We start from the raw sequence: 13353 nt of genomic DNA on the forward strand, positions 1-13353 counted from the left end.
GAATCCCCGTCATATGCTATTCTTATAGTATAGAGAATACACATGGGGGTGTTACGGTTTCGACTAGGAAGTGAAAAATTGATTGCATGCGGAGGATATCGGTTGGCCTCCTAAAAAAACCGGTAAAACAATAAATGCAGACAAAATCGTCCGCTTCGACTTCAGCCCAGTTGCTGAGCTCGAATTAGCTGCAGCTTAAGATTTAATTATCTTAGTTGCCCGATAGCCTGAGATTGGACCAAGGGTCTTAGAATCTATCGTCATTTTCTTGGTATGAAATGTCTTTTCCGCCGCTTCTAGGGAAGAGATTTCGAGACTAAATGAAGCAAACTAATCTTATTGGCGCGTTCTACATTGAGATTAGGGATTTGAAAGAACGATAAGCATGTAGTAGTCAGTTCGTAATTTGCCAAGGACGAGAGTTCAATTCTCTCCACCTCCAACAAACAAAAGGCTTCATTCTTCGGAATGAGGCCTTTTGTTTTTACATCAGAAAAACATTGAAAATTCAGGTACATAAAACGCAATTCATTCATAGCTTCGCGCTTCGATTTCAAGTTTCAATGCCATATTTTTGGAGAGTTGTTCAGCTTTCTTCGCGATACCTGAAATTGCAGTTTGCTCTTTTTAATTTACCTGGGCATTTAGCATAAATGTGTACCAAGAGTATGGGGTGTAGGTATACTTCCAAGGGTCTTTAAAATAAGTAATCGATTTTTTATCTCCATTGTGGATTGAAAGATTCCAATAACTATCCCACCATGAAAGCTCATATAACTGTGAAATATGATCAATAAGTTCTTGAGGGGCCTCTTTATCGGCAAAAATGCCAATTTTTGAGCTCCAAGTAACCGTATGGCTTAAACGCCCATTTTCCCAAGTGTCAAAACTAAGCGTTGATTTAAGAGTCAATTTTTCTGGATTGTGAATAAGAAAAATTCCGTAAAAATTTCCATCTAATTCATAATATAAAGATTTTCTAGCTAACTGATTTGAAGTAAAAAAGGTTAGGATTTCAACATCAATATCGGGATTTTCAATGCTATTAAGTATTGTAATAGGGTTCAAAGTTGTGTAAATAGACACCGAGTTTTTCCTAAAATAAGTTACCCAGCCTGCTACATCAATCATGCTATCAAAATCCCTTAAGAGCTCATGAGGAACTAAACTTTTTATATGATTGGCCAGGGATAAGGGGTATGTAGAAGCTGCAATTGTCATCGCAAAAGGCCATCGCACAGGCTTTGAAAGCTCGCCACAAAAAAGAGCTTCTCTCATAGGATTATGCACAAAATGCACAGAATAAGATTTTCCCTCCCACTCATAATTCAGAGACAGTTTTCTAAACGTTTGTTCATTAAATAAACTGCGAATCTCTTGATTCATATTTTGAAACGAGTCAGAACCCAGACAAGACTCTATTTACTGATCAGATATATGATCCCAGCTCATATTTGAGTAAGCACATCCCATATTGGCGATAAAAATAAAAAAAGAATAAAAAAAGATTTTCATAACATTTGCATGGTTTCCACTAAAATCGCATGGGATAATAACAGACTTTGCCAAGGTTTCAAAAGAAGTAATTTTGTTGGATTCCTAAGTTTTAAATGCGTCTCTCCAGCCATAAAATAAAAGCTCTATTCTCCGAATAGAGTCTTTTGTTTATGGCTAACTAATCATTTGTAATGCATAAAATGACAAGGCATTCTTAATTTGAATTGTTTTTCATCTGAATAATCATGATTTTGAAAGTGGCATGCGATCTATTTACATTTCTATCTAAATACTTTAAGCACACCAGCCCCCGTCAATCACGAGATTATGACCTGTCATAAAATCAACAGCACCTGTGCAAAGAAAAGCAACCGCTTTAGCTATCTCACTAGGATAGCCAGGCCTTTTTATTGGAATCACATCAATGAAATTTTTTTGATAATAATCTGGATGCTCGGCTTTCATGCGAATGGCCATTTCAGTTTCAATGAGACCCGGAGAAATGCTATTAATGCGCAATCCGTCCGACGCATAGTCTAAGGCTGCTGAACGTGTAAGCATGATAACGGCAGCTTTGGTAGCACTATACAAACTCAATTCTTTTAAGGCGTTAATGCCTGCAATAGAAGCTGTATTTATTATAATTCCCTTCTTCTGCAATAGCATTTGGCGGATTTGATGCTTCATTCCAAGCCAAACCCCTTTTAAGTTAATATTGACCAATCTATCAAAAATTTGCTCATCAAGGTCAATCAAATGACTAGGTTTTTGTTCTATTCCTGCGTTGTTACAAGCAAAATCAAGTTTTCCAAAGCGACTCACCACCTCTTTCATTAATTTAATATGATCGTCTTCCTTAGTGACATCTCCTTCAAAATAGCTGACATTGAAACCTTCTTTTGTCAAGTCTTCAGCTAGTACATTTCCCAATTCTCTTTGAATGTCAAAAATAATAATTTTGCAGCCATTCTTTGCTAAATGGGTAGTAATTTCTTTTCCAATTCCAGAAGCTCCTCCTGTAATAACTCCAACCTTCCCGTTAAGCTTATCTTCCATTCCAAACCTCGCTTTGAGTTTTTTTACTTTGTCCCATTTCTTCAACCAATAAAGCGAATATTCACTTCATAACTCAAAAAACCACTACATTTTTAAAAAAAATTTCCTTTCGCCTAGTCTCATTTTAAAAGCTGGAGCAGGCATGATAAACGAATCTAGCAAAAGCCAGGAAATTTTCACAATCGGCCATTCTACACGCTCCATAGAAGAACTTATTTCACTTTTAAAAGCCCACGAAATTCAAATGGTGATTGATATTCAAACCATTCCGAAATCAAGATATAATCCGCAATTTAATCAAGAAACTCTTAAAAATTCCCTTAAAGAAAACAAAATCACTTATCGCCATTTGAAAGAGCTAGGAGGATTACAACGTCCAAAAAAAGATCCTATCAATACAGGATGGATCAATGCTTCCTTTAAAGGGTATGCTGATTATATGCAGACACCCCCGTTTCAAGAAGGTTTAGAAAAATTAGAAAAAATCGCTCTAAAAAAGATCCGTATTACAGTGTGCAGAAGCTGTTCCCTGGAAATGCCACCGCAATCTTGTGGCTGATGCTTTGACTATTCGCAAATGGAAAGTTTTTCATATTCAAAGCAAAAAAAGCGCAAAACGGCATCGCCCCTCCTTTTTTAAAAATTAAAAATGGAGTGCTTTTCTATAGTTGAATAAATTTGAATCTTCCCTCCTCAAAGCTCATTTCTTATTTTTGAGCTGATCTAGCCAGGAAAATCTTTTTACTGGAAAACTTTATTTAATTATAACTTAGAGCGAAAAGAGTTTGAGGTAAGTTATGAAAATAATTTCTTGGAATGTAAACGGTATCCGCTCCATACTCAAAAAAGGATTTTTAGACTTTATTCATGCGCATGATCCCGATATCCTCTGTTTGCAGGAAACCAAGGCAAGAAGCGAGGACGTCGAAATCGACCTCACCCAATACTATCAATATTGGAATGCAGCACAAAAAAAAGGTTACAGCGGCACATGCATCTTCACAAAAGAAAAACCGCTTAGTGTTGTGAATGGGATTTTGCTCGATATCCATGATCTTGAAGGAAGGACAATTACCCTTGAATATCCCACATTCTTTCTCGTCAATGTGTATGTACCCAACTCCAAAAGGGATCTTTCAAGGCTTGAATATAGAAGTCAGCAATGGGATGTTGATTTTTTAAATTATTTGAAATCACTAGAGAAAAAAAAACCGGTGATTTTCTGCGGTGATTTGAATGTCGCCCACACCGAAATTGATTTGTCCTTTCCACAAGCCAATGTGAAAAACCATGGATTTACCCAGCAAGAGCGCGCAGGCTTTAATCGCATCGTTGAATCGGGGTTTATAGATACCTTTCGTGAGTTTGAAAAAGGTCCGGGACATTATACCTGGTGGAGCCATTTTAGCCGATGTAGAGAAAGAAATATTGGATGGCGTATCGATTATTTTTTAATGTCGCCATCGCTACGTCCGCAATTAGAAAAGTCCTACATTTTAAAGGATGTGACAGGTTCTGATCATTGCCCCATAGCTCTCGAACTGTCTACTTGATAAAGAAAGCTTTTAATTCTTTACCAAATAGCCATTTTTTATCACAAGATTTGAAAAGACTTACAGAGCCGAAGTAAAATCAAGCCCTCCAAAAACCCTTTCATAGCAATAAATTTAAAATATTTACTTGATATACTCTCGCTCTATTCTTATATTCACCCTAAAGTCAGATGAATATTTCTGAGATTACAGGATTGACCATGTTTAAAAAAGCCTTTCTTTCTTTGACCTTTGCTTTCCTGATCCTATTCTATGCTGAAGCAAAAGCGGAGTTGCATGAAACAGAATCGTATGACCAAATCATCAGCCTTGGGTACAGCTGCCAGGTTGCTTTTCAGTTAGAACATAACGGCGTTCGAACGTTAGCTCATCCCTTTGACTGGTTTCATACACCTATTGAGAGCTTACTAAAGTTCATAGTGAATGAAGGGAAAAATTTCTTTGATTTAGATAAAATTTACGTCATGGGGGCCTATCCAGGTGATCCCGCCCGCCTTCAGGTGTACGACACAGTCTATGGAATCATTTCTTACCATGATTTTTTAAGCTTTCCTCACCTTAGCAATTATGCTGAAATCAAGGCTAAGTATGACAAGCGCATTAAAAGATTTTTTAATCTCTTACAATCCAATCAACGCGTATTATTCGTTCGTCAAGACGTATCAAAAGAACAAGCCGAATATTTAGATGAAGTTCTCCATAGTACCTATCCCAACCTCTCTTACACTCTCATTGCAATTAACAATACAGAAGAGTACAAAACTCCTTGGAACTCGCCTCGCATTGAAAACTTTTATATGGAATGGATAGGCGACTGGAGAGGCAATTTTTTAAGATGGCAGGACATTTTAAGCCAGTTTAAGATTAATCGCCCATCTGCCCGTCCAACCGAAGAAATCTGGTAAATCTTTCGAATTATCACAGCCTAGATGGACAAAATCATCGACACTGTGCCAGAATGAAACGTCATAGACTCCACGGAAACGGGACAGGAACCATGCTAAAAACAAGCGTCACATCGTTCATTTTTGCACTACTTATCATCTGTTGCGCTCATGCAAAAATGGAGACTTATGATCAGGCCGTCGGCTTGGGTTTCAATTGCCAGGTCGCACATCAATTAGAGCACAACAAGGTTCGCTTTTTTGCCTATCCTTTTGATTGGTGCCAAACCCCTTTTGATAGCCTGCTAGCCTTTATTGCTAATGAAGGCAAAGATTTCTTAGAGTGGGGCAACATTTACGCATTAAAGCCTCATCACGGAGATCCCACCCACCTTGAAGTCGTTGATTTAGTATATGGGATCACGACTTTTCACGATTTTTTAACCTCTCCTCATCTTGGAAACTATGTTCAGGTTAAATCCAAGTATGACAAACGAACAAAGAGGTTCTTCGATTTATTAAAATCAAACCAGCGAGTTTTATTTATTCGGCAAGATTTATCAAAAGAACAGGCTGAATATTTAGATGAGGTCCTTCATAGTACCTATCCAAATCTGAATTATACCTTACTCGTCATCAATGCTACGGAGGAATACAAGCCCTCTTGGGGCTTGCCTCGCATTGCCAATTTTTATATGGAACCTGTAGCTGACTGGACTGGCAATTATTCAAGATGGACAGAAATTTTAAGCCAGTTTTCAGTGGCTCGCTTTAATCATAGACCACTTGAAGAAGTCTGGTAATAGGTTAATCTTCTTCTTCATACTCCTTTTTGAGCTCTTCAAGAAGTAAAGGATCGACCAAGGTCGTTGTATCACCCAAAACACGCTCTTCAGCAATATCGCGCAGCAAACGTCGCATCACCTTACCACTGCGCGTTTTGGGGAGATCCCGGACAAAAACAATTTTTTCAGGCCTCGCAATGCCCCCAATCTTTTTAACAACGTGTTGCTTTAAGCGATCGATGAGGGTGTCTTCTGGAATAATCCCTTCTTTCAGCGCTGCAAAAACCGCAATCGCCTGTCCTTTAATAGGATGGCTAATTGCAATGACAGCTGCCTCTGCCACGCCCGGGTAATCCATCAAGGCACTTTCAATTTCTATACTGCCTAGGCGGTGTCCAGAGACATTGATCACATCATCCATGCGACCGAGAAGCCAAAAATAACCATTTTGATCTGTTCTTGCACTATCCCCTGTAAAGTAGTAATATCCATTACCTTTTTTCCAGTAGATCTCTTCGTATCGTTTAGGGTTGTTATAAATCCCGCGTAGCATAGAAGGCCATGGAGAGCAGATAACGAGAGAGCCCTTGGAATCATCCGCTTGATTTTCATTTAAAATGGCCGCTTCAATTCCAGGAAGAGGGCAGGTCGCACTACCCGGTTTAAGCGGGGTTAAACCTGGAATAGGGGCAATGAGAATGCTGCCTGTTTCAGTTTGCCACCATGTATCTACAATGGGACACTTGTCTTGTCCAACATACTTATAATACCACATCCATGCGTCCACATTAATGGGTTCACCAACTGATCCCAACAATCGCAAGGAAGATAGATTGAATGTCTCTAACCATTTTTCTCCCCATTTCATAAACGTCCGAATCAACGTAGGCGCAGTATAAAGCGTCGTCACGCCATAGCTCTCAATTAGCTGCCACGCACGATTTTTTTCTGGCCAATCTAACGAACCCTCATAAATTAATTGAGTCATTCCATTCGAAAGCGGCCCATACACAACATAGCTATGCCCTGTAATCCAGCCAACATCAGCCGTACACCAATAAACATCTGTCGGTTTAACATCGAATACCCACCGCATTGTGGTTTTGACACCAACCATATAACCGCCAGTCGTATGAATAATTCCCTTTGGCTTCCCAGTCGTGCCAGATGTATAAAGAATAAATAGAGTATCTTCAGCATCCATTTCCTCGGGTGGATAATACGTGGGAGCCTTCTCGACTAGCTCATGATACCAATAATCACGTCCCGTCAGCATCTCAACTGGTTGATCGGTGCGCTTCACAACAACAACCCGTTCTATGCAGGGACATTCACTTGCCACTTGATCAACGGCCGGTTTTAAAGCCACTATCCCCCCTTTGCGAATCCCTCCATCGGCCGTTATAACGAGCTTCGCTTCAGCATCCAAAATGCGCTCCTTTAATGCATCTGAAGAAAATCCGCCAAAAATAACGACATGAATGGCACCAATGCGGGCGCAAGCCAGCATGGCTATAACCGCCTCAGGAATCGTTGGCAGATAAATGGCCACCCTATCCCCTTTCTGTACTCCAAGCGATTTTAAGGCATGGCTGAACTGATTAACTGCTGCATATAATTCACCATAGGTAAAACTTCTTTTTTCCCCTCGCTCACCTTCCCATAACAAGGCGATTTTATACCTCGTTGGCGTCTCCATATGGATGTCCAGGCAATTATAACACGCATTCAGTTTGCCGCCTAAAAACCACTGTACGTGAGGCGGATTCCATTCTAAAACCTGATTCCAAGGATGAAACCAATGCAAAGTATAAGCCTGCTTTTCCCAAAAAGCTTCTTTGTTCTGGTTTGCTTCTTCAAAAAGTTCAAACGATTGGATGTTAGCTGCTTTCTTAAACTCTTCCGAAGTGAGCGATTCGGCTGCCGCAGCTTCAGTTGCAAAACAGAGCATCAGCCCTAGCAAATATCCGATCATTTTATATCCTATATAAAATCTTGAGTAATGAATACAGCTGTTAAAACCACCACTGGGTTCACCATAATTCGCCTTGATCTAACACTCGCAAACGGCTAAAGATCCATTGTTGGAGCTGGTTCTTCCACTTTCCTTTAAACGTCCACTGCACAGAAGAGGGCTTTTCACCCTCTCCTACCCACACCTGACAGCCTGCTGGAAACGTTCTCTCATGCTTAAAATTGGAAGCCGGTTGAATCCACAGCTGCTCTTTGAAGATAATATCCTGAAAAATTTTCTTCGAAAGATTGTAGCCAATTTTTGTGGCTGGGCAAATTCTGGCATCGAATCCCCATGAAATTAATTGAGGATGCTCTTTTACACGCCATCTTTCGGGAATGAAACAGTCAGGGTGGCTCCATCCATTGCGATTCAGTTGAACGAGCGAAGCAATCCATCCCCTTTCTTTGTCCGTCGATTTGCGCGTCCAAATATCTGTCAGAGGATATAAACGCAATGCTTCGTTCATGCAATGATCCAGACTGTTTTTGAAAGAGTCTTGAAAGGAAGGGTAAAGAAGAATAAGGTGGCAGATTAGGTCGGTGCATTGAATGCAAATACTTGTCAAGAGATCTTCTACGACAATAGATACTTGCTCTATTTGACTAAGTGCTTTAAATTCATCGTGATTGGCAAAAATAAAAGCTTTATTTTCTTCAGCTAAAAGGGCGACAACTCTATGATACAGTCTCCATCGAGCAGCCGTATCGGGAAATCCTATATGCCTCTTAATTAAGCGATTGATGTCGGCAATGCCTGGATACATCTCTTCAAATTCAAAGTCACTTGCTTGCCGACCAAAGATCGAGCTAAATCCAATCCGAAATAAAGCCTCATAAACATCCCAATAGATGTCCCCCTTTTTAGGAGGAAGGTTGAATGTAACATCCGTATCCAAGTTGATTCTTCTAAGCCCGTCGGCAAGAATTTTGCGCCTCAGCTTCCAAGACTTTCCATTCAGGGTTAAAAGAGGGATAAAAGGAGAGAAAGCCGTGGTAAATTCATCAAGAGATGCTTCACTCTTGGGCAAAGCCATGAGCGTTTCCGTATCGCAGATCAAATCTCTCTTAAGAAAGCGAACTTTTCCTTTCTTATTCCTAAACAATTTCCAAGCCAGAGTTCCGGGAGAAAAGGGAAAGAACAAGACTCCTCCATAAAACAGAACTGTATGATAAAAAGCTTGAATCGTTTTAAGCATCACCCATCCAGGTTGGTTGTTTTTTAGTATAAAATATTTAAAAATCCATACTTGTCAAGCCCACAACTCATCCTCTCTGCAAGAATGATTTAAGCTGGTTCTCCCACTAATCCTCTCGACTAAAGTCGCGAGATAGTAGAATCACCTTGTCATAGAATACTCTTTTCATTAAATAAATTATTTTAACAGAAGATTAATGACGCTTATAATGGAGAAACGATTGGTTTCTAAACAAACGACCATTATTCTTCTTTTTACGGCCGCGATAATGATCATGGCAATTGGATTATGGCTTAATCCAATCCCTCAGCCTCAGGCCTATCACAACTTTGCCGATCAACGCACAGTACTAGCTATCGCAAATGGCCTGAATGTTATTTCGAATCTTCCTTTTGTCCTTGCCGGAATGTGGGGGCTCTATATCCTTTCCTTTCCGACTAAAATAGGTTTCGTTGACAAGCGCGAAAAATGGCCTTGGATTGGCGTATCAATTGGCCTGATGCTAACAGGTATAGGATCCAGCTACTATCACCTAATGCCCGACAATTCGCGGCTTGTTTGGGATCGCTTACCAATGACCATTACTTTCATGTCTTTGGTCGCGGCTCTTTTGTGCGAACGCATTAACCTACGCCTAGGCTTATGTTTGTGGCCTTTCTTAATTGCCATTGGGTTCATAGCCGTTTTTATGTGGAAAGCAAGCGAATGGCGCGGAGCAAGTGACTTGCGTTTTTATATAGGTTTACAAATCTTCACCATCGTGGTGATGCTAATCATGCTTTTTGCTCCCTCTCCCTACACGCGGACGCGGGACCTTGCCATTGTCGCTGTGTGCTATGGATTAGCCATAGGTTTTGAAAGAATGGATCATCCGATCTACACATTCAGCGGAGGCATAATAAGCGGACATACGTTAAAGCATTTAACCGCTGGACTGGCTGGAGCCTGGCTCATCCGGATGATCTGGAAACGGAAAATTGTTAAAACATTGCCAATAAGGAAAAATCACGCATGAAATTTCTGTCTCGCCGTTTATTGTGGTGTACTGTTCTTGTGGCTTTACTTTGTTTTGGCCTGATCGCAGCCCGCTATATCAATGAAAACTTAGTCGGTTTAGGTCCAATCCCCACTCGATCTGCCTTTGCAGGCCGCCTGCCCAGTTTAGAGGGAGATCCTCATCACTTCCAATTTTTTTACGCAACTAACCGTGCCAATACAGAAGACACCTTTAATGCACAAGGGAATCAATTAGGCGACACGATTGCCACTGGAACATTCGACGTACGCATTTCGCCCTATCTTGCGATCAAGCCTTTTGTGTGGTTCGACTCCGAGAGTATCAAATGGTTGGCAAGAAACGATCTTCAAAAAAACACGTTTGTTCCGATGCTTCGTCAAGCCGTCCAAGCCTCTCCTCAAAAATCGCTCTTAATTATCGTATGGGGATTTAGAGACTGGTTCCAGTCTGCAGCCTTAAAGACTGCTTATACAGCCTATGCCTTAGACATCAATACCCCTGTCCTTTTATTTGACTGGCCTGGCAATCAGGGTGAGGGAACGCGCGGATATGCTGCTTCACGAGTCATGGCAACGCGCTCTGGCCAGGATTTAGGGCAGACTCTGGCAAGAGCCATCCAAGAAACAGGGGCTGAACGCATTTGGCTAATGGGGAGTAGCCTTGGGTGCCAAACCATTTGTGACTCTCTCAAGTGGCTTGCAAGCCAACCAGAATTGTTGGAAGGAAAAACCAAAATCGACCACGTTGTTTTATCTGCACCTGATGTTTCCGCAAATGCCTTCGATGAAACATTCTCTCATCAAATTCAAAGTGTATCGAAACATTTAACAGCCTATGTGTCTTCAAATGATCGTGCCTTGCTCATGAGCCAATGGCTCAATGGCAGCAGACGTTTGGGACGAACAGCAGAGATCTCAATTCCTCCCGAAGACAGAGTCGGAGAATATGAATTTGAAGAAGCATTAGAGCTACTCGATTTACAAGCTAAGGGAGCTAGAAACATCTCGATTATCGATGCTACCCCCATCAACACCTTGCGAAATTTGCACCATTTTTTTACCGATTCACCCGTATTTTTCGACGATCTCTATCAACGCCTGCTACAACCAGACGATATCGTTAACCGCCGTCTTCACACGGTCCACAATAGGACTCAAGGCATGACTTACTGGATATTGTGGAATGATTGATCAGGCTAATTATTTTTATGATCTGCAAGCACTTCATGGATAATGCGCCAGCACCCCCTAGCCTCTGCATTCAGTGGATTACTAAGGCCGGCTGCAGTAATCAAAGCCTTCCACAAGGCCCAGGCACGTCCACGGGACCATGTAGCAGAGTCGACAGGAAGTGCACTGCGAAATATCTTCCGGCTTTTACCTTCGAATAGCGTCCAGGCAATGACTAGATCGCAAGCCGGGTCTCCAACCGACAGCTGCCCAAAATCGATGACAGCACTCAATCGCCCTTCTTTCACCAGTAAATTACCCGCACTGACATCTCCATGAACCCATACTGGATCCTTCTTCCAAATGGTTGAAAGAGCTATTTGCCAGACTTCAGTTGCAGTATCCCTATCGATGCTACCTTTTAAAGAATCGATCGCATGCTGTACCTCAGCATCGTAAATCGCAAGCGATCCTCCTCGATAGAAGCTGTGTGCTCCGGCCAAAGGTCCATCTGCAGCGTCGATCCGCTGCAACGCCGCGAGAAATTGGGACAGGGTTGCAGCAAACTCGCAAAGATCTGCTATAGGAGCGTTAGCAGCACAGGTCCCCTCTATCCAGCGGTAAATAGACCATTTCCAGGGATAATCATCGGCTGGTTCTCCAATAACCAAAGGCTCTGGTACGGCAAGGGGAAGCAGAGGAGCCAACTTAGGCAGCCAATACTGTTCTTTTTCCACTTGAAAAGCATACTCTGCAGCACTCGGCATGCGTACAAGCATCTGATCTCCTAAGTGAAATGTTCGATTATCCCACCCACTGAAGGCGACAGGCAAGACAGGAAGATCTTTCCATTGTGGAAACTGGGTAGCCACCAAATAGCGTACAAGTGCAGCGTCTATAATCAATTGTTTATGCCCCCATCTGAATACCTGTTTTTGCAATTACTCTGTGCTCATTTTTATCCACGTATTGCTGTGAGTGGGCCTACTTGAGTTTGAAGCTTAAAATTTATACCTATGGAGCATGGGAATTGCAATGCGTGTCATTAGAAAATGCAGAATGTTCCATGGCACTCTTCTATAAAAAGGCAAATGCTGGCAGTAGAGAGCACTATATTCGATAAAACCGACACCACCCCGCCATTTCTTAAACTCGGAAACACCCGCACTCATGTTAAAAACCAAACCTTTATCCAAGGATTCTTGGAGAGAGAGGGCTGTCAACATGCGATACAGGCCTTCTTTTGGAGATAATTGCGTGTCATATCCCACTATGGGAGTCGCCAAAATCCCGTTCCGATTAAATGAAGTAATGATTCCAACTAAATGCCCGTCAACTCCACGCAAACCATGAAAATTCATGAGCTTCTGCTGGTGGCACAATTTAATAAAGGCAGGAGTGAATTTCGGATTGCAATCAGAGTATTTATCTATATAAAGGAGATAATAGAGCTCGACAATCCGTTCGTAATCTTTTTCTGTGATGTCTTCATGAGAAAGAATTTGATAAGGAGTTGTTTTTAAAAGGTCAAAGTCCTGCTGCGTCACTCGTCGGTGGGCATAATCCTTTAATTTTTTATCAAAGATAAAAACTTCTCGAGAAGGAACGAATAGATACCCGCACTCTTGCAATGAATCCATCAAAGCTGCATTGGTGTGTCGATTGAGGGAGCGAAACATGATGGCATGTTGTGGAAAGCGTTCTATGAGATGGCAAGTCAGCTTTTTAAGAGAGATGTTCTCTAAATTGTGATAAAGATTCGTCGACAGCAACCAATTGTTAACACAAGCCACTCGATTGATCTCTGAGACTTTCAATAAAGTGCCCAAACTTGCTAAAGGAATAGATAACAGCTGGCTCAACAGTTGGTTATTTAAAAATCGAAGCTCTTGTTTTCCATATGTAATATACATGGTAAAAGGAGAGGTCACATAGGAATTATCATACTCCGCATCATTTACCGTCAGAGGGAATAACTGCTCTCCCATTTTTAAAACGCACATCTTGGTCTTCACATTACTCACGTAATTGCTCGATGGAGAGCTTAGAAAAGGTGCAATATAATTTTGCTCATATTGAGTCCCTGGCCATTCAAGATATTGATAATTAGAATGGTCGTATAGTTGAGGGGCATCCAAGCACTGTTTTTTCATCCAGTCCCCATAAAAGTTAAAACGTA

12 protein-coding genes and 1 other RNA gene are annotated in these 13353 nt (G+C 41.3%); 7 read left to right on the top strand and 6 right to left on the bottom strand.

Annotated elements, in window-relative coordinates:
- The first annotated feature begins 44 nt into the window (after window positions 1-44).
- Window positions 45-445: a transfer-messenger RNA gene (ssrA, locus tag PNK_RS13180) on the top strand.
- A 182-nt stretch (window positions 446-627) separates the two neighbouring features.
- Here the strand turns inward: ssrA and PNK_RS09205 are convergent.
- Entirely contained in the window at window positions 628-1386 is a 759-nt protein-coding gene (locus PNK_RS09205) for a hypothetical protein (protein WP_059061660.1), read from the bottom strand.
- A 405-nt stretch (window positions 1387-1791) separates the two neighbouring features.
- The gene (locus PNK_RS09210) at window positions 1792-2553 is read right to left on the bottom strand and encodes an SDR family NAD(P)-dependent oxidoreductase (RefSeq protein WP_059061662.1); all 762 of its coding nucleotides are present in this window, start codon (window positions 2551-2553) and stop codon (window positions 1792-1794) included.
- A 142-nt stretch (window positions 2554-2695) separates the two neighbouring features.
- Between PNK_RS09210 and PNK_RS09215 the strand changes: the two genes are divergently transcribed.
- From PNK_RS09215 to PNK_RS09230, 4 genes are all read left to right on the top strand, one after another.
- A complete protein-coding gene (locus PNK_RS09215) occupies window positions 2696-3112 on the top strand; it encodes a DUF488 domain-containing protein (protein ID WP_059061663.1) in 417 nt (138 codons plus the stop codon).
- 238 nt (window positions 3113-3350) lie between these two features.
- On the top strand, window positions 3351-4106 hold the full coding sequence (locus PNK_RS09220; protein WP_059061664.1) for an exodeoxyribonuclease III: 756 nt from the start codon (window positions 3351-3353) through the stop codon (window positions 4104-4106).
- Between the two features lie 200 nt (window positions 4107-4306).
- On the top strand, window positions 4307-5011 hold the full coding sequence (locus tag PNK_RS09225) for a DUF1796 family putative cysteine peptidase (RefSeq protein ID WP_059061665.1): 705 nt from the start codon (window positions 4307-4309) through the stop codon (window positions 5009-5011).
- Between the two features lie 53 nt (window positions 5012-5064).
- Window positions 5065-5793, top strand: a complete 729-nt coding sequence (locus tag PNK_RS09230) for a DUF1796 family putative cysteine peptidase (RefSeq protein ID WP_079992892.1) — start codon at window positions 5065-5067, stop codon at window positions 5791-5793.
- A gap of 4 nt (window positions 5794-5797) precedes the next feature.
- On the opposite strand, the gene acs is transcribed toward PNK_RS09230, so the two are convergent.
- Complete coding sequence (gene acs, locus PNK_RS09235; protein ID WP_059062417.1) at window positions 5798-7726, bottom strand: acetate--CoA ligase; 1929 nt, start codon at window positions 7724-7726, stop codon at window positions 5798-5800.
- Window positions 7727-7808: 82 nt separating this feature from the next.
- The gene (locus tag PNK_RS09240) at window positions 7809-8987 is read right to left on the bottom strand and encodes a cytochrome P450 family protein (protein WP_059061667.1); all 1179 of its coding nucleotides are present in this window, start codon (window positions 8985-8987) and stop codon (window positions 7809-7811) included.
- 220 nt (window positions 8988-9207) lie between these two features.
- Here PNK_RS09240 and PNK_RS09245 point away from each other — a divergent pair, with 220 nt between their 5' ends.
- Together PNK_RS09245 and PNK_RS09250 are read left to right on the top strand one after the other, a co-directional pair.
- On the top strand, window positions 9208-10002 hold the full coding sequence (locus tag PNK_RS09245) for a ceramidase domain-containing protein (protein WP_158021775.1): 795 nt from the start codon (window positions 9208-9210) through the stop codon (window positions 10000-10002).
- Complete coding sequence (locus PNK_RS09250; RefSeq protein WP_059061669.1) at window positions 9999-11195, top strand: alpha/beta hydrolase; 1197 nt, start codon at window positions 9999-10001, stop codon at window positions 11193-11195. The genes PNK_RS09245 and PNK_RS09250 overlap by 4 nt, the downstream gene beginning before the upstream one ends.
- A gap of 5 nt (window positions 11196-11200) precedes the next feature.
- Here the strand turns inward: PNK_RS09250 and PNK_RS09255 are convergent, their stop codons facing one another.
- Both PNK_RS09255 and PNK_RS09260 read right to left on the bottom strand, forming a co-directional pair.
- Window positions 11201-12115: an aminoglycoside phosphotransferase family protein gene (locus PNK_RS09255; protein ID WP_059061670.1), complete on the bottom strand. Its 915-nt coding sequence runs from the start codon at window positions 12113-12115 to the stop codon at window positions 11201-11203.
- A gap of 60 nt (window positions 12116-12175) precedes the next feature.
- A complete protein-coding gene (locus PNK_RS09260) occupies window positions 12176-13327 on the bottom strand; it encodes a hypothetical protein (protein ID WP_059061671.1) in 1152 nt (383 codons plus the stop codon).
- Between the last annotated feature and the right edge of the window lie 26 nt (window positions 13328-13353).

This window comes from Candidatus Protochlamydia naegleriophila (assembly GCF_001499655.1).
Lineage (GTDB): Bacteria > Chlamydiota > Chlamydiia > Chlamydiales > Parachlamydiaceae > Protochlamydia > Protochlamydia naegleriophila.